This is a genomic window from Glutamicibacter sp. BSL13 (assembly GCF_052928425.1).
Window position 1 is genome coordinate 20,145 of sequence record NZ_JAVGCZ010000027.1, and the last position, 16,090, is coordinate 36,234.

General features: G+C 63.2%; 22 protein-coding genes. 15 read left to right on the forward strand and 7 right to left on the reverse strand.

What is annotated here, in order from left to right; genetic code table 11:
- Positions 1 to 12: 12 nt before the first annotated feature.
- Positions 13 to 942, reverse strand: a complete 930-nt coding sequence (locus RCJ92_RS07135; protein ID WP_446754176.1) for an EamA family transporter — start codon at positions 940 to 942, stop codon at positions 13 to 15.
- Positions 943 to 1,096: 154 nt separating this feature from the next.
- Here RCJ92_RS07135 and RCJ92_RS07140 point away from each other — a divergent pair, with 154 nt between their 5' ends.
- Both RCJ92_RS07140 and RCJ92_RS07145 read left to right on the forward strand, forming a co-directional pair.
- Positions 1,097 to 1,624 carry a PadR family transcriptional regulator gene (locus RCJ92_RS07140; protein WP_054821049.1) on the forward strand — a complete coding sequence of 176 codons (528 nt, stop codon included), beginning with the start codon at positions 1,097 to 1,099 and terminating at the stop codon, positions 1,622 to 1,624.
- On the forward strand, positions 1,621 to 3,201 hold the full coding sequence (locus tag RCJ92_RS07145) for an alpha/beta fold hydrolase (protein WP_446754177.1): 1,581 nt from the start codon (positions 1,621 to 1,623) through the stop codon (positions 3,199 to 3,201). The genes RCJ92_RS07140 and RCJ92_RS07145 overlap by 4 nt, the downstream gene beginning before the upstream one ends.
- 139 nt (positions 3,202 to 3,340) lie before the next feature.
- Here the strand turns inward: RCJ92_RS07145 and RCJ92_RS07150 are convergent, their stop codons facing one another.
- From RCJ92_RS07150 to RCJ92_RS07165, 4 genes are all read right to left on the reverse strand, one after another.
- A complete protein-coding gene (locus tag RCJ92_RS07150) occupies positions 3,341 to 4,519 on the reverse strand; it encodes a globin domain-containing protein (RefSeq protein ID WP_054821411.1) in 1,179 nt (392 codons plus the stop codon).
- Positions 4,520 to 4,625: 106 nt separating this feature from the next.
- Complete coding sequence (locus RCJ92_RS07155) at positions 4,626 to 5,084, reverse strand: RrF2 family transcriptional regulator (RefSeq protein ID WP_446754178.1); 459 nt, start codon at positions 5,082 to 5,084, stop codon at positions 4,626 to 4,628.
- A 45-nt stretch (positions 5,085 to 5,129) separates the two neighbouring features.
- The gene (locus tag RCJ92_RS07160) at positions 5,130 to 5,606 is read right to left on the reverse strand and encodes a hypothetical protein (protein WP_343833347.1); all 477 of its coding nucleotides are present in this window, start codon (positions 5,604 to 5,606) and stop codon (positions 5,130 to 5,132) included.
- Between the two features lie 45 nt (positions 5,607 to 5,651).
- Positions 5,652 to 7,076 (reverse strand): phosphomannomutase/phosphoglucomutase, encoded by a 1,425-nt coding sequence (locus RCJ92_RS07165; protein WP_446754179.1) that lies wholly within the window; start codon positions 7,074 to 7,076, stop codon positions 5,652 to 5,654.
- Positions 7,077 to 7,232: 156 nt separating this feature from the next.
- On the opposite strand from RCJ92_RS07165, the gene RCJ92_RS07170 reads away from it, so the two are divergent.
- The 3 genes from RCJ92_RS07170 to RCJ92_RS07180 all read left to right on the forward strand — a co-directional run bounded on the left by RCJ92_RS07170 (position 7,233) and on the right by RCJ92_RS07180 (position 10,756).
- Positions 7,233 to 9,353 carry a RecQ family ATP-dependent DNA helicase gene (locus RCJ92_RS07170; RefSeq protein ID WP_446754180.1) on the forward strand — a complete coding sequence of 707 codons (2,121 nt, stop codon included), beginning with the start codon at positions 7,233 to 7,235 and terminating at the stop codon, positions 9,351 to 9,353.
- 30 nt (positions 9,354 to 9,383) lie between these two features.
- Positions 9,384 to 10,409 carry a hypothetical protein gene (locus RCJ92_RS07175; protein WP_446754181.1) on the forward strand — a complete coding sequence of 342 codons (1,026 nt, stop codon included), beginning with the start codon at positions 9,384 to 9,386 and terminating at the stop codon, positions 10,407 to 10,409.
- A gap of 155 nt (positions 10,410 to 10,564) precedes the next feature.
- Complete coding sequence (locus RCJ92_RS07180; protein ID WP_054821052.1) at positions 10,565 to 10,756, forward strand: CsbD family protein; 192 nt, start codon at positions 10,565 to 10,567, stop codon at positions 10,754 to 10,756.
- A 1,017-nt stretch (positions 10,757 to 11,773) separates the two neighbouring features.
- Here RCJ92_RS07180 and RCJ92_RS07185 read toward each other — a convergent pair.
- Positions 11,774 to 12,007: a helix-turn-helix domain-containing protein gene (locus RCJ92_RS07185; RefSeq protein WP_396277863.1), complete on the reverse strand. Its 234-nt coding sequence runs from the start codon at positions 12,005 to 12,007 to the stop codon at positions 11,774 to 11,776.
- A 102-nt stretch (positions 12,008 to 12,109) separates the two neighbouring features.
- Between RCJ92_RS07185 and RCJ92_RS07190 the strand changes: the two genes are divergently transcribed.
- From RCJ92_RS07190 to RCJ92_RS07200, 3 genes are all read left to right on the forward strand, one after another.
- Positions 12,110 to 12,343, forward strand: a complete 234-nt coding sequence (locus RCJ92_RS07190) for a hypothetical protein (RefSeq protein WP_446754182.1) — start codon at positions 12,110 to 12,112, stop codon at positions 12,341 to 12,343.
- Positions 12,340 to 12,576 (forward strand): helix-turn-helix domain-containing protein, encoded by a 237-nt coding sequence (locus tag RCJ92_RS07195; protein WP_396277865.1) that lies wholly within the window; start codon positions 12,340 to 12,342, stop codon positions 12,574 to 12,576. Before RCJ92_RS07190 ends, RCJ92_RS07195 begins: the two co-directional genes overlap by 4 nt.
- 95 nt (positions 12,577 to 12,671) lie before the next feature.
- Positions 12,672 to 12,920, forward strand: a complete 249-nt coding sequence (locus tag RCJ92_RS07200) for a hypothetical protein (RefSeq protein WP_446754183.1) — start codon at positions 12,672 to 12,674, stop codon at positions 12,918 to 12,920.
- A gap of 2 nt (positions 12,921 to 12,922) precedes the next feature.
- Here RCJ92_RS07200 and RCJ92_RS07205 read toward each other — a convergent pair whose 3' ends face one another.
- Complete coding sequence (locus tag RCJ92_RS07205) at positions 12,923 to 13,573, reverse strand: hypothetical protein (RefSeq protein ID WP_396277867.1); 651 nt, start codon at positions 13,571 to 13,573, stop codon at positions 12,923 to 12,925.
- A 75-nt stretch (positions 13,574 to 13,648) separates the two neighbouring features.
- Here RCJ92_RS07205 and RCJ92_RS07210 point away from each other — a divergent pair, with 75 nt between their 5' ends.
- The 7 genes from RCJ92_RS07210 (at position 13,649) to RCJ92_RS07240 (ending at position 16,027) form a co-directional block, all read left to right on the forward strand.
- A complete protein-coding gene (locus tag RCJ92_RS07210; protein WP_396277868.1) occupies positions 13,649 to 13,939 on the forward strand; it encodes a hypothetical protein in 291 nt (96 codons plus the stop codon).
- Between the two features lie 22 nt (positions 13,940 to 13,961).
- Positions 13,962 to 14,240, forward strand: a complete 279-nt coding sequence (locus RCJ92_RS07215) for a hypothetical protein (protein WP_346922755.1) — start codon at positions 13,962 to 13,964, stop codon at positions 14,238 to 14,240.
- A 114-nt stretch (positions 14,241 to 14,354) separates the two neighbouring features.
- Complete coding sequence (locus tag RCJ92_RS07220) at positions 14,355 to 14,756, forward strand: hypothetical protein (protein ID WP_446754184.1); 402 nt, start codon at positions 14,355 to 14,357, stop codon at positions 14,754 to 14,756.
- 166 nt (positions 14,757 to 14,922) lie between these two features.
- Positions 14,923 to 15,087 (forward strand): hypothetical protein, encoded by a 165-nt coding sequence (locus tag RCJ92_RS07225; RefSeq protein WP_396277871.1) that lies wholly within the window; start codon positions 14,923 to 14,925, stop codon positions 15,085 to 15,087.
- A gap of 27 nt (positions 15,088 to 15,114) precedes the next feature.
- A complete protein-coding gene (locus RCJ92_RS07230; RefSeq protein WP_396277872.1) occupies positions 15,115 to 15,237 on the forward strand; it encodes a hypothetical protein in 123 nt (40 codons plus the stop codon).
- A 149-nt stretch (positions 15,238 to 15,386) separates the two neighbouring features.
- A complete protein-coding gene (locus RCJ92_RS07235; protein WP_446754185.1) occupies positions 15,387 to 15,746 on the forward strand; it encodes a YqaJ viral recombinase family protein in 360 nt (119 codons plus the stop codon).
- On the forward strand, positions 15,743 to 16,027 hold the full coding sequence (locus RCJ92_RS07240) for a hypothetical protein (RefSeq protein WP_446754186.1): 285 nt from the start codon (positions 15,743 to 15,745) through the stop codon (positions 16,025 to 16,027). Before RCJ92_RS07235 ends, RCJ92_RS07240 begins: the two co-directional genes overlap by 4 nt.
- Positions 16,028 to 16,090 lie beyond the last annotated feature (63 nt).

Here is a 16,090-nt window from a genome sequence, read left to right on the forward strand (position 1 = left end):
CGGGGTGGCAGGTTACGAAGCGCCCGTTCGGGCACCCACGGGGTCACCGGAAGCCGGGGGATTGGAGGCCGTGGCGTCGGGGCCCTCCAACCAGGCCACGCACGCCCCGGCCAGCGCAACCAGCCCGATGCCCGCCAGCGCCACCGGCGACAGGGCCTGATCCAGCAGCAGCCACCCGATCAGCGTGCCCATGGCCGGGTCAATGGCGAACAGGGTGCCAATCACGCGGGCCGAGGAAATCCGGGCCGCCAGGGTGTCCACCGCGTAGGGGATGGCCACCCCGATCAGCGCGCTGAGCGCCAGCATCATCCACTGTCCCCCGGAGACCTCCGCCACCCGTGGAACCCCGAAGGGCAGGCTGACCAGCGCCGCAACCGCGACTGACAGGGCCAGGGAGGAAATCGACTCCGAATCCTGTTTGCCGACCTTCTCCGCCAGCAGCGTATACAGGGCAAAGCACAGTCCGGCACCCAGACCGAAGGCGAAGCCCAGCAGATCGAAATAGCCGCCGGGCCCGGCTATCAGGATCACGCCGGCCAGGGCCAGCAATGCCCACAAGGCCTCGCGCACGCGCCGACTGAGCACCAACGCCACAATGGCCGGACCCAGGAAATCAAGGGTCACCGCGATCCCCAGCGGCAGATGCTCAATGGCCTTGTACAGCAGCAGGTTCATCGCTGCCATCGCGATCCCGTAGCCGGCAATGGCTGCCCACTGCCGGGCACTGCGCCCGGTGAGCCGGGGACGGAAGAAGGCCAGCAGCATCAGCGCTGCCAGCACCAGGCGCAACGAGCTGACCGCCGGGGAGCCCAGCGAATCAAACATGCTCGCGGACACGGCGGAGGAGAGCTGAATCCCCAGCGAGCCGATCAGCACATACAGTGCCGCCCGCGCGCCGGGGTGCGCCGGGGCCAACGCCGACGCATTTTTGTTCGTGGACAACAGCTCACTCCTTTGGGACGGGGCGGGACGTCACATCCCGGGGAGCCGGAGGACGGATGGAGGATGCGCTCCGACTTGAGCCTGAGTAAAGAATTCGTTGCGCTCACGGCGCACCGGTGGGTGCAAACTCCCCTACCTGTGAAAGTATAGTCACATGGTTTTGGCGCGATTGATCCTCGGGTTGTTGTGCTTGTCGCCGATGACCGGCTACGAGCTGAAGAAGCACTTTGACTCCTCCATCAACCACTTCTGGAACGCCGACAAGGCGCAGATCTACCGCACACTGGCTCAGCTGGTGGACAAGGGCTACGCCACGGTGCGCACCGTGCCGCAAAGCAACTACCCGGATCGCCAGGAACACCACATCACTCCCGAGGGCCGCCAGGCGCTGCGCCAGTGGCTGGGGGACGGGGTGGCCCGCGGCACCGAACGCGACCCGTTCATGGGCCAGGTGTTCTTCGCCGCGGAACTGGAACGCGAGGAAATCCAGGATCTGCTGGCCACCCGGCGGGATCAGACCCAGTCCACCCTGGATGACTACCTCTCCCAGCGGGAGGGCATCGACATGCGTGCGGCCGCCGACCGGCGCAGCTTCCTGATGGCCGCCACCTTGGACCACGCCATCCGCCAGCAGGTGGCCGAAATTGAATGGCTCGACGCGGTAATGGAGTACCTGCCATGACTGATAAGAAGAACCCCGAGGGCCTGGGCCCGAACCAGAAGAAACCGACCGGCCAGCCCGCCGGCGAGCAGCCAACGGCGGCCGGGCAACAGACCGGCAATAGGCAGCCAGCCGAGGGTAAACCTCAGCGGGCAGCGCCGCAGACCAAGGACGCCAACGCCGCAGGCAACCAGGCCAAGGGCGGTCGGCCCCAAGACGCGGCAGACAAGACAGCTGCCGCCAAGGCGAGTGCGGCAAAGCCGGACGCAGCAAAGGAGCCGGTGAAGGAAAAACCGGCCGCCAACGTCACCACCGCGAAGGACTCGGGTCAGCAGGCCGCCGATGGGCCGAAGTCGGCACCCCAGAAGTCGTCGCCGACCAAGCCAGCGAAGAGCAAGTCGGCGAAGAGCAAGGCGGCACAGGAGGGCTCGAAGCAGCCGGCCGCCGAGCCGCGGTCCAAGCCCACCGACCCGGTGAACAGCTCCGCCCCAGCGCAGGCGGCCAAGGCCGGCAAGCTCAGGGCCGGTGAACCGATCGGTGAACAACCCAAGCCGGGCACCGGGCAGCGTCCGGGCGTGGTCAAGTCCCCGAGCGGCCCCAGCCGTGAGGGATCCGCGCTGAGTCACCTGGCTGACAAGGTCAAAAACGGCCGGCTGCTTGCCGGACAGGGGTTCGGGCGCAAGCCGCAGGCCGGCCCACTGGCGGACAAGTCCGGCACCGGCGCGACGGCGAAGCCGGCTGCCGCCGCCAAGTCCGTCACCCCCACCCGGGTCGACGGCAAGGGGCCGGGCGACTACCCGGAGGTGCATCCGGTGCGGCGCCACAGCGGCAACCAGACCCCGCAAACCATTGTGTTCCTGCATGGCGGCAACGTCGGCAACTGGTCCTGGGACCCGCAGGTGCTGGCGCTGGGGGACTTCCACATCCTCACCCTGCACCTTCCGGCGTTCGGGGCCCGCAGCGAGGAGCCCTGGCAGGGACTGGAGTCCGCGGCCGATGACGTGGCGGCGCTGATCGCCGATGAGGTCGCCGAGGGCGGGGTGCACCTGGTGGGGATGTCCCTGGGCGGGGTGATCGCCCTGCACGTGGCCGCCCGCCACCCGGAACTGGTGGAATCCCTGATGATCACCGGCACCCCGGTGGCCGGGGTGCCCGCCCCGGCCCGGGCATTGAGCCGGATGCAGCTCAAACTGCTGGGCAACGAATGGTACTGGCGGTTCCAGGCCGGCGCGCACGGCATGGTCGATGACGAACGCGACCTGTTCGCCTCCCATGGCCTGGCCCTGAAACCGGCCAACCTGCGCGCCATCATGGACGAGCTGGACCCGGGAGGGCTGCCGGCGAACCTGGCGGCCTTCACCGGCCCGGTGCTGATCCTGGCCGGGGCGAAGGAGCCGAAGGTGGTTCAGCGCTCCTTCGCGCCGCTGCAGACCCTGCTGCCCCAGGCGGTCACCCGCCTGGTTCCGAACCTGCACCACCAGTGGAACATCGAGGATCCGGTGTTCTTCAACTCCGTGGTCCGCCGCTGGGTCACCGAGGGCAAGGTCCACACCCGGCTCGTGGACCCCGCCGCAGCCAAGCCGGCCCAGGGCAAGTAGGGACCCGGGTCCCCGGCCCCGGTGGCCTGGGCCGGGGGGACAAGGGAAAAGGCGCGCCCGCTGTCGCGGACGCGCCTGGTACCCGTGCGGCTCAGCGGACCCCCATGATCCGTTGGACTGCCAGAGTGCGGTGTTGTGGCTAGACGGCCAGCCACACATCCGGTCCGAAGACCTCGTAGTGGATGCGCTCGGCCGGAATGCCTGCAGCCAGTGCCTGTCCACGCACTGCGTGCATGAACGGCAGTGGACCGCACAGGTAGACGTGGGAATTCGGGTCGAACTCGGCATTGTTCAGGTTCATCAGACCGGCGGTGCTCTTCACATCGGTGGGCAGCTCGCCGCGCTCGAACCAGGTGGTCAGGGTCGCGTTGGGCAGCTTCTCCACGGATTCGACCATCTGGGCGCGCAGGGCCCAGGTGTCGGCTTCCTGATCGGCGTGCAGCACGGTGATCGAACGCTGTGAGTTGCTCTCGGCCAGAGTGGCCAGGGCGGCGGCGCTCGGGGTGCAGCCAATGCCGGCGGTGGCGATCACCAGCGGCTCACCGGAGTGGTCGATGACCAGGTCGCCGTAGGGGTTGGAAATCTCAATGGTGTCCCCAACCTTCAGCTGGGTGTGCAGGATCGGGGTGAACTCACCGTTCGGATCCAGCTTCACGGTCACGGTGCGCCGTGAGGTGTCGGCGACATTGCCGGAGAGGGTGTACTGGCGGACCTGGCGGACGCCGTCGGCCATCGGCATGCGCAGCGAAATGAACTGGCCCGGCTCGGCGGGGGTGACCGGGGTGTCATCGGCCGGCTCAAAGGTGAAGGTCACCGAGCCCGGCGCGGTTTCCTCCCGCCCGGTCAGGGTCCACAGGCTGTAGTAGTGGTCGTTGACCTGCTTGGCGTACAGGCCCTTCTCGATCTTGATCAGCGCGTGGGCCATCAGCCAGTAGACCTCGGACCAGGCGTCGGCGATCTCCGGGGTCAGGGCGTCCCCGAGGTTCTCGGCGATGGCGGCGAACAGGTGTTCATAAACGATCGGGTACTGTTCCTCGACGATGCCCAGCGAGGCGTGCTTGTGGGCGATGCGCGCCAGCATGGTCTCGGGCAGGGTGTCGGGGTTGTTCAGCAGGTGCGAGGCGAAGACCGCGATGGAACCGGCCAGCGCCTGCTGCTGCTTGCCGTTCTTCTGGTTCGAGCGGGAGAAGTATCCATCCAGCAGGTCCGGACGCGCGGCAAACATGCGGTTGTAGAAGTTCGGGGTGATGCTGGAAATCCGCTCGGCGATGATCGGCAGGGTGGCTTCGATGACCGGGCGGGATTGAGTGGAAAGCATCGGGTCTCCTTGTGGCGGATTATCTTGCATCCCATATGCAAGATTTACATCTTAAGTTCTACGCGACGTAGAACTGATTGGCAAGTCCGTGACGCCCGGCAGCTGGCTAACGGGTGCCGCTGGGACGGATCTGGGGGAAGGGAAGGCGCGTAAGCGCCGGGGAAGCGGAGACCACATCGGCCACCGTCAGGTTGTCCAAAGAAGCGTAGAAAGCGTCTCTGGCTTGGCGCAACGCGCCGCGCAGCCGGCATCCGCCGACCATCGGGCAGTCATGGGCGGCGTCGTGGGTTGTGCAGTCCACCACATCGTCACGCCAGTCCAGGGTGCGCAGCAAGGAGCCCAGATTCATCTGCAGACCCTGTTCGGTGATGCTGGCCCCCCCGTGGCGGCCTCGGGTCACCTCCAGAGCCCCGAGGCCGCCCAGCTCGGCCACGGCCTTGGTCACGTGGTTGTACGGCACGTGGATCAGTTCGGCGATCTGCCGGGTGGTCAGCTGGCCGACACCGTGCGCGCCAAGCACCATCAAGGTGCGCAGGCACACGTCGGTATAGGCGCTGAGTCTCATTGCTGATCCATCACTAGGTCCGGGCCGCTGGGCGGGGGCCGGTGGCTACTGGGCGTCCGGGGCGAACAGCGACATGTCCGCCGGTTCGGCCACCGGGTCCTCGAAGTGCCAGGTGCCGCCGGGCTCATCGGGCATGGTGTAGGGCTGGACAATTGCCAGCGCGGCGCCGGCCTTGTGCTCGGCCACCACATGGATCGCGTCGCGGTTGTCCTCGGCCAGCAGCACATCGGAGGTGATAGCCACGGCCGCGAAGTTCGCGCCCTCCTGGTTCAGCACCTGAACCAGGTCCGCGGCCATGGCCTCGGTGTCGATATCGGCTTCCGGGTCATCGGGGTTCTCGGTCGGCGGCACCGCCAGCAGACGCAGCTCCGGCTCTTCGGCCCCGCTCTGCGGTTCCAGACCGATCGCGAAGGGCAGGAAGACGCCCTGCTCCTCCAGTTGCTCGCGAGCAACACCCAACGCCGTACCCAGCACCTTGTTCAGGGCTTCCTTGACCGAGTCATCGAGTTCGTCAAAATTCATGGTCTCGTCCTCTATTTCCTCGTCCGCTTGCTTCGTTTCGGTCGCTTACTTCGTTTTGGCGTTTTCCCGCACAATGCCCAGCACGGTGTCCCGGATGGGGGTGATCACCGAGGCCTGCGACCCCTCGCCGTTGAACCGCAGGTACGGTTCGGTGTTGGAGGGACGCAGGTTGATCCACCAGCTACCATCCTGCGCGCTGATGGTGGTTCCATCAAGGCGCTGCACCACCACCGGCTGGCCGGCGAAATGCTCCAGCACCCGGTCCACGGCCCCCTGCTTGTCCTCCACCTCGGAGTTGATCTCCCCGGTGGCGGTGTAGGGCTCGTATTCCGCGCCGAATTCTGACAATGGTAGCGGCTGGGAACCCAGGGCCGCCAATACGTGCATGGCCGCCAGCATCCCGGTGTCGGCGTTGAAGAAGTCCCGGAAGTAGTAGTGCGCCGAGTGCTCGCCACCGAAGACCGCGCCCTGGCGGGCCATCTCGGCCTTGATGAAGGAGTGGCCCACCCGGGTCATCACCGGCTTGCCCCCGGCCCGGGTCACGAACTCCGGGACCGCCTTGGAGGTGATCAGGTTGTGGATGATGGTCGGGGTCTGTTCCCCGTCCTTTTGGACCCGGGCGATTTCACGCACCGCCACCAGCGCGGTGATGGCCGAGGGGGAGAGCGGTTCGCCCTTTTCGTCAATGACGAAGCAGCGGTCCGCATCCCCGTCGAAGGCCAAGCCCATGTCCGCACCGTGCTGGAGCACCGCGGCCTGCAGGTCCCTCAGGTTCTCCGGCTCCAGCGGGTTGGCCGGATGGTTCGGGAAGGTGCCATCCAGCTCAAAGTACAGGTCAATGATCTCCAGCGGCAGGCCGGGCAGCACCGCATCTCCCAGCACGGCCGGGGTGGTCATCCCGGCCATCCCGTTGCCGGCATCCACCACGATCTTCAGCGGGCGGATCTGGGACAGGTCCACCAGCTCACGCAGGTAGGCGGCGTAGTCGCCCAGCACGTCCAGCTCGCTGATCGTGCCCTGGGGAGCGTCCCCGGAGACCGGCAGGCCCTCATCGAGGTACCCCTGGGCCACGTCACGGATGTCATACAGCCCGGTCTCGGAGGAGATCGGCACGGCCCCGGCCTTGGACATCTTGATGCCGTTGTACTGGGCCGGGTTGTGGCTGGCGGTGAAGACCACCCCGGCCGCGTCGTGCTTGCCGGCGGCGAAGTACAGCTCGTCGGTGGAGATCAAGCCGAGCATCTTCACGTTGGCCCCGCGGTAGGTTGCCCCGCGGGCGAAGGCCTGGCAAAAGTCTGCGCTGGAAGGACGCATGTCCCCGCCCACCAGGACCTCGCGTCCGCCTAGTCCCAAAACATCGACGAACGCTGCGCCAATGGCTTCGACGGCTTCCTCGTTGATGGTCTGTCCCACCACGCCGCGCACGTCGTACGCCTTGAAGCACTGCTTAAGATCAATCTCTACACTCACGCACCTCACACTACCGGGATGCCGGGCCCAATGCCCTGTCCTGGGGCGGTACGGGCATAGGAGTTCGCTAACAGTTTCGCCTTGGGCAGGATCGTGCGCAAGCCGGTGCCCGGGCAGAAGCGCAAAAGGTCGGAGGCTGCTGGAATACTGGGGGGCATGGCGCAGCTACAGCAGACCGAATTAAAGGAACTGGCACTGGAGAAGCTGCGGGCGCTGGTCCAGCACCCGCAGGCCGAGTTCCATCCTGGACAGTTCGAGGCGATCTCCGCCCTGGTTGCCCAGCAGCGCCGCGCCCTGGTGGTGCAGCGCACCGGCTGGGGCAAGTCGGCGGTCTACTTCGTTTCCTCCCTGCTGCTGCGGGCCATGGGCCGCGGGCCGACCCTGATCGTCTCCCCGCTGCTGGCGCTGATGCGCGACCAGGTCGCCGCCGCGGAGCGGGCCGGGGTGCGTGCCGCGGCGATCAACTCGGCCAACGTCCTGGAATGGCGTGAAATCCTGGACCAGCTGCAGCGTGACGAGCTGGACGTGCTGCTGGTCTCCCCGGAGCGGCTGAACAACCCCTCCTTCCGTGAACACCAGTTGCCGGTGCTGATCCAGCGCATGGGCCTGTTGGTGATCGACGAGGCGCACTGCATCTCCGATTGGGGGCATGACTTCCGCCCGGACTACCGTCGCATCCGAGACCTGATTTCCCGTCTGCCGCAGGGGCTGCCGGTGTTGGCCACCACCGCCACCGCCAACTCGCGCGTGGTGCAGGACGTGGCTGAGCAGCTGGCGGTGGGCGGTCAGGAAGTGTTTACGCTGCGCGGCACCCTGGCCCGCGACTCGCTGCGCCTTGGAGTGCTCAAGCTCGCCTCCCCGCGCATGCGCCTGGCCTGGCTGCTGAGCCACATTGAGGACTTCCAGGGCTCCGGGATCATCTACACTCTCACCGTCTCGGCGGCCGAGGACATTGCCCGGATGCTGCGCGAGGCGGGGCACGAGGTCGCGGCCTACACCGGGCGCACGGACCTGGAGCAGCGCGAGCGGCTGGAGGCGGCGCTGAAGGCCAACCAGGTCAAGGCGCTGGTGGCCACCAGCGCGCTGGGCATGGGCTTTGACAAGCCGGACCTGGGCTTCGTGATCCACGTGGGCGCGCCCAGTTCCCCGGTGGCCTACTACCAGCAGGTGGGCCGCGCCGGACGCGGCAGCATCAACGCGGACGTGCTGCTGCTGCCCGGGGTGGACGATGCCGAGATCTGGGAGTACTTCGCCACCAGCTCGATGCCCGACGAACAGCGGGCCGGGCAGGTGCTCTCCACGCTGGCCGCGGCCGATGGCCCCATGAGTGTGCCGGCCCTGGAAAGCGCCGTAAACCTGCGACGCACCCCGCTGGAGCTGCTGCTGAAGGTACTGGCCGTGGACGGGGCGGTGGAAAGGGTGGCCGGCGGCTGGATGCGCACCGACATGCCCTGGTCCTATGACGCCGAACGCTACCGCCGGGTCGCCCAGAGCCGGGTGCATGAACAGAACCTGATGAAGGACTATGAGAACACCACCGGCTGCCGGATGGAGTTCTTGACCCGGACCCTGGATGACCCGCAGTCCGAACCGTGCGGACGGTGCGACCGCTGCGCCGGGCCCTGGTATGACGATCACATCCCGGACACCGCGAAGGATTCCGCGCAGGCGGCCCTGGGCCGCGTAGGGGTGCCGATCGAACCCCGTAAGGCCTACCCGTCCGGGATGGACCGGCTGGGGCATTCGCTCAAGGGCAAGATCCCGGTCGACGAACAGGTCCAGGAGGGCCGGGCCCTGGCCAGGCTGACCGACCTGGGCTGGGGCAACCGGCTGCGCCAACTGTTCGCCGATCCCACCGACGCACCAATCAATGACGCCCTGCTGCAGGCCTGCGTGAAGGTGCTGGCCGAATGGGACTGGCAGACCCGGCCCGTCGGGGTGGTGGCGATGCCCTCGCGGGCCCGTCCCCAGCTGGTCGGCTCCCTGGCCTACCGCCTGGCCGAACTGGGCCAGCTGCGCTACCTGGGTCAGCTGCAGTACCGCACCGCCCCGGCCGAGGGGGGAGCCGGAGGCAACTCGGCGTTCCGGGTGGCCGAGGTGGCCGATGCCTTTGACATTCCCGCGGATATGGAGGCCCTGCTCTCCTCGGCGCCGGGACCGGTGCTGTTGGTCGATGACCTGTGCGATTCGCGCTGGTCACTGGCGATGGCGGGCCGTGCCTTGCGGATTGCGGGAGCTCCCGGTGTATTGCCTTTCACTTTGGGCATAGCCGGGTGAACGGGCAGGGAAAGGAAGTACGCTGGAAGCATGGAAATCCTCATCTGGCTCGTCGTGGTCATCTTTGTCCTGGTAGCGGGGTTCTTCTGGCTGCAGTCCGTGCGCAAGCGCAATATGGAGCAGATCTCCCAGTCGGTTAGCCGTGAAGCTGCCCAGGCTGCCGCGGCCAAGCTGGATGAGGAATCACGCAAGTCGATCTACCGGGACCTGGCCAAGGGGGATGTCATGGCCGCGGTGCAGAAGTACCGTGCCAAGACCGGAGCCAGCGTAAAGGAATGCGTGATCGCCGTGCGCAGCCTTGACGCCTACCCGCAGGCCGGTGGCCCCGCATCGATTCCGGAGCTGGATGCCGAACCGCACCAGGACAGTTTGGATCTGCCCCCGGCGGCGCGCGACGTGGCCGTGGCTGAAGCCCCCAAGGATGGAAGCGACCCGGACGCAAACGCCGAAGACTTGCCGGATTCGAAGGAGCCCGTCGCTGATCTGCCGGTTGATGACACCGGGGCGGGCATCGAGGTACCGCGCACTGCGGATACCGGGGACATCCAGTCGCTGCCCGATGATGAAACTTGGGTGGTGCCTACCGAATGGAACGAAAAATTTGGGTCGGATCGCACCCCCAGTTCCACTCATTTCAAGCTGGCCTACGAGGTGGATGGCGAACAGCATGAATTCTCCAGCGAGAAGCTGCCGCCGAACGAGTACGACCAGCTCTTCTCGATGTTGCGCGACGGTGATACGGCCGGGGCCGCCCAGATCCTGCACGAGCACACCATGCTTCCGGTGGAGGATTTGGAGCGCATGATCGCCACTTCACCGATGGCCGGGGGAGAGGGCACCGGGAACGTGGCCGACTTCCGTTTTGAGGGGCAGGGCCCGGACGGCCCGGTCTACTTTGACGCCGCGGACCTGCCGGAATCAGAACGCGAGGAGCTCTTTGACGCGATCGCGCGCACCGACCTGGAAAAGATGAGTTCCATCATCGTCAAGCACACCTCACTGCCTGCGGACATAGTCCAGAATATGCTCCGTTCCTTCGTCAAGCGTGAGGAATAGCCGCGCATTCACGGTGGCAGATAACTTCTGGAACATCTTCTTGGAGTTTCATGTGAGTCACCGATTTCCGGTTGCAGGCCCATAGCGCCCTCACTAGCGTCGTACATATCAACGCACCGCACGGTGTGTGAGATCGCTACGGAAAGGGGAAGTACATGGGACTCGGAGATAAGATCAAGAACCAGGCCCAGGACCTCTCGGGCAAGGCCAAGGAAAAGCTCGGCGATGCGACTGATAACCAGGACATGCAGGCCGAGGGTCTGAAGGACCAGGCCGGCGCCAAGGCCAAGAAGGCCGGCGAAGAGGTCAAGGACGCGGCACACGACGTGAAGCGTGACCTGAAGTAAACCAGTATTAACTTTTGAACCGGTGGGGCCGGAATCGACCAAGGGGTCGGCTCCGGCCCCACCGCTGTTTACCGGCAGAAATCGTGATAGGTCTGCAGCGCCTTCAACGGACGGGTAAAGCTGAACGAGAGTGAATGCCTGCTGCAGCCCAGCGTGCACCGAGAAGTGTGTGTGCCGGTAGAGGTTGCGGAACCAAGTGCCAGGGTCTGACTAGGGCGCAAGCTGATTATGCTGTGAAGAACCTCGACTAGGGTCTTTCGCCTCTTTGCCCCCTGCTAAAAAGCAGGGGGCATTTTTGTACTGACAAGCTCGTGTGGCTAGTGGCCTTTAGTCTTGCAAAGCAAACTGTCCTGTTGGTGGACCACACGTCTTTTGGGGTCCTCTTTAGGTGCGAGCGGCACAGAGGGTGCGCAAAGTATCGCGGCTCTCCGGTTGGAATCAGTTCTTACGGAATTGGAGCGCGTGTTTGGTTTTCAAGCGCACACGCTTCCCATTTGTCTTTGCCGGGCCAGTTGACGCGATAAGCGAAGATCTTCTTTGCAGCGCCTTTTGGGCCCAATGTATGACCTGTACGCGGCTCTATTCGCTTTTGAGAGGTCGCCGCCAATGACTGAAGCCCGGAAACTTCATTGAGTTTCCGGGCTTCTTTCGGCGGACACGGGGGGGTTTGAACCCCATCACCAAAATCGGCTCGGAATCCGATTCTAGCCCGGAATCACGCGGAAGTTCAAACTTTGAGCCGCATTTTAGGACAGCACTAAACCACACTGTAAAGCACTTCAAAACACTGCCTATCCCCCCAACGGGGGAGACTTTAGGGCGACGAGATAGCCAACCGTCCGTTCCGCGTCGTAGGCTTAATGCAACCTCTCATTCGAACACCAGTACTAGTAATAAGGGGAAGTAGTGCAAGGTAGCACCGACGAAAAGAAAAGCGCCTCACCGGTGGGTGAGACGCTTTCCAGGATGACCGCAACCGACCTGGTTGTGATCGGACTAGCAAGTAGTGTTGCACCATCAGAGGTCCTTCGCGCCCTCGTTCAAAACAGTTCCGGGATCTAGTTCTAGAGCCTGGCATATCTGCATGAACGCGGACACCGGGATATCTCGATGTCCGTTCAGGTATCTAGACAGTGTGTTCACTGCGAGGCCTGACTGTTCCGCCAGATCCTTTTTCAAGATTCCCTTTACCGCTACCGTCGCCCGAAGCTGGGCGGCGATGGACTGACTTGCTTTCGCTTCGTTATCCATACTGGTTAGTTTGCCACCATATCGGGCATGTTCGCACCCACTAGGTTTATTTAACTTCTCACCCGAACAGAGTTGTACGTACCCAAGTGGGCGCATAGAGTTATGACCATAATCAACAACGAAGCAGCGCAGAAAGTTGCCGAGACGATCGAGAAGTCAAAGATTCCCGTCGCCCGAGTAGCCAGGGACTCCGGTATTCCCCGAGCAGCCCTCGTCTGCAGGATGAACGGTGGCGGCGAGTTCGGAATCTACGAACTCCTCCGACTCGCAAATGCAATCGGAATCCCGCCCGTCACCCTCTTGCCTGAGCAGTACCACGCCAAGGAAGCGGCATGACACGTCGTACCGATTCCTACGCCACCACGGAAGACCTCGCCGCTGAGTACGGAATCAGCGTAGTCACCGTCCAGCGCAGGGCGTCTGACGGTAGCTGGCCGGCAGGGAAGGTGGGAAACCGCTACAGGTTCTCACCCGAACAGCAAGACGAAATCCGTCAGATCGTCCTGGGCAACCATGACAGCCGGTTCGATAAGACCCGCATCGCGGACGCACTTCGCCGCATCGCCTAGTTCTAGGCACCCTCTCTAGCCCCTTGTCCGGGCAACCTTCCCCTAAGTCAGCCGATTGGCTGCAAGTTCACCAGCTTTAGAAAGGTCTAATTGTCATGCCCGAAAATAATGCTCTTCCATTCGTGAAGCTGAAAAACATGTTCAAAGAGTGCGCCACGGCAGCAGGAGAGAAGCTTCCCGACCGCAAGGCGCACCGCATGGCGCAGGGTTTCCTCCTGTCGTACGCCGCCGAGGAATCGCAACTGCAGTACAGCGACGAAACCGGAGAGACTGCGGTAAAGAACGCGCTCATTTCGTACGTGCGGAAGAACGGCACCTTACGCGCCACGGCGGTGGCAGCATGAGTTCAGTCGAAGTCGCCCAGGTAGCTCATAGGGTATCGCTCATCGTGCACTCTCGCGTTTCCGGCCTGAGTCTTCCAATCGATCCGTTCGTGGATGCTGTGGAACTGGTACTCGAACGTTGTCGGTTCGGGGATGTACATCCTGCTCCTGAGGGAGTTAGCTTGATGATTCCGTATCTTCGCCCGATGAGCACGTACCTCCTGGAGGTAGGTGGCTCGGGCTTGCGGACATTCGATCTTGATGCTGCTGCCGCCGGGGATCGTTTTATGGTCGGCGCGGATCTTTTCCTCATCGACGGTAAGGATGATTCGGACGTCGAGCGCTTCGTCATCTCCCCGGTTGGTTATCAGGTAGATGCCTGGCTCTTCCCAGTCGCATTCCCAGTGGATGTTGCTCGAGTCGCTTTGGCGCAGTTCGGACCGTTGAGCGACCGCCAGCGCTTCTTCGCCTATTTTGCGGGAGTCTACTGCGATGCTCTTACTGTCCTCCGCGATGACGTTCGCCTCCGTACTGAGCTGATTCGCAGCCTCGGCCTTATCAATGGCATTTTGAGCACTCTTGTTCGATCCCCGAGTGGCGTGAACTGCCCAAACGACCGAGGCGAACGAGACAAGTAGCGATAACGCTGCAATTAACAGGGCAATTAGATCCATCCAATAACGATATCTGCAAAATCCCCAACCCGGCCCCGTGCCGGGTTTTCTTTTACCAGAAAGGAAATCAAAAACATGGCTAGCTTACATCGCCTAGAACCGACGGTGGAAACCATTGGGCAGGGCACCTACCAGCAGATTCAGGTGCGCGCCAAGGTGAACCGGCACGAACCGGACATTGTGCTGTACCTGATCGACGCGGGCATGAAGTTCTTCATCTCGGAAACCCGAACCGGCATCGGGGGCACCCTCATTTCAGGGCACCGCCGCCGGGCGGACGCTGAGAAGAAGGCGTTGCGGATCGTTGGTAAGCGGTTCCGTGATGCCGAGAAGGCCGCGCAGAAGTGGATAACGCTTTATGGGTAGGGCGAAAACGAAGGGCTTGCCGGTGGCAATGGTCTTCGAATCCAAGGACGAGTTCTTTGAAGCGTTCGACGGCGCGGTTGTCGAGCTTGTCAACGAGGGCCGGTCATTCACGAATGACGATATTCGCGACCGCTTGCCAACGTACCCGCCGGAGTCGAATTGGTTCGGCGCAGCAATGAACCGAGCGATCACCGAGTTCTCTTTGGTCGAAGTCGGTTACGAGAAATCACGAACGAAGTCACGCAACGGCGGGCGCTTGATCCGCTGGGCAGTCAAGGGAGGTTCGCGTGAACGACGTTGAAATGACATGGGATGCCTAGCTATGGGTCGGGATTATCGTCGCCAGCCTTCTGGCTGGCGGCGTTCTTTTATTGCGCGGCCTGGCACTAGCCGCTTACTGGATTGGAGCGCCACTGTGAGCAACCGCGCATTCATGGACGGCAACTACGGGCCGTTGACGGCAGAAGCCCAACACCTCTACGGGCAGACAGAGGAATATCGGGAAGGCTACCGTCTCGGCAAGCGCACCGGGAACGAAGGAACCCTGAACGAGAACGCCGTCCACGCAGCACTTCGGGGCGAACGATTCCTCTCAGGATTCATCACAGGCAAGACCGTCCGCGCATTCGGCCCACACATCCTGCTAGGCCGCTACACAGGGTCATACCCCGACCCCGACATATCACCCCGCTGGCTCTCAGAAGCCGAATGGAAAGCCAACCAACACGGCCTAGAAGCATGGATCTACCGACGCGACTACCCAAAAATCATCAAGCGCCTGATCCAAGAAGTGCGGAAGCTACGGGGGTGGGCATGAAATTCACCCGCCGCACCTACCGAAAAGCCATCCGCCGATCAGTAAACCGCCAAGCCACCCTATTCGCAGGACACCCCAAACCGCTCTGGGCACTAGCGGGATGGCTCAAACAAATACGACACACCGACGCACTACGCGCTCGCCGTGTTCGAGAAACGGGGAAGTAATGACCGACAACCTAGACCAGCTGCGGCAGGTAGCCGAGGGTGCGACCCGCGGCCCCTGGCAGAGAGATGACTTCCACCAGGTGGTGCGCCGCCCTGCTCAAGGCATCATCTACGACGCGTCGTGCGATGGAGTGCTTGAGTGGATGGCGGACACGGACGCCTGATTTATCACCACGTTCGACCCGACAACCGTGCTGGCCCTGATCGACCGGGCCGAGCGTGCTGAACAGGCGGTGCAACGCGTGCGGGAATTGGCGGACGTTCTAGCAGATTACCAAGATTTCCAGAACGCATGGGAGGACTTCAATGACTGATGGTTTCACCAAGGAAGGCGGTGGGGGATGCGCCCGTTAGGCATCGGCGGCTATCAAAACAGTTGCGGCCCCGGTTGCGGTTGCGACAACAACTCACAAGACCCTGAGCACTCGGGGTCTTTTTTCATGCCCGAAAGTGAGGACGAAGAATGAGCCTAACAATCCTTGAGAACGTTGAGCAGGGAACCGATGAATGGTACGAACAACGGCGCGGCCTAGTCACCGCTTCCGTAGTCGGCCGACTGGTCACCACAAAGACGATGAAGGCCGCGAACAACGAAACGTCACGCGGACTGACCCGCCACCTTGCCGCTGAAAGGATCACGGGCTACGTCGAACCGTCGTTCACTTCACGAGACATGGAGCGCGGAAAGCTGGACGAACCCTACGCCCGGGCGCTCTACAGCGAAACCTATTCCGAAGCCCGCCAAGTTTGTTTCATGACCCGCGAGATTGGGGCTTCACCATCGGATATTCACCCGATGGGCTGGTGGGGGATGACGGCTTGATCGAGATCAAGTCACGCGCCCAGAAGAAGCAGCTCGAAGCGTTCCTAACTGACGAAGTGCCCGCTGAGAACATGGCGCAAATCCAGTGTCTCAAAGTGGATTTGATAGCGCCTCCGGTTATTTTGGCTAGCAGGGCGGCACCTTCACTTTTTCATTTCCCTGGACTTGCTGGCTGTTTTCAACCTTGCAAGCCCTCACGGAAGATCCACGGTTCTGCTAGCCCGGGCGTTTCATCGTTCGGGACGTCATTAACGGTCTTTAACGAGGAAAAGGTGACCTGAACTGGGAAAATAGAGGTATCTAAGCTTCATCCACCCAGTTCAAAAGGATCACCTTTTCGATGC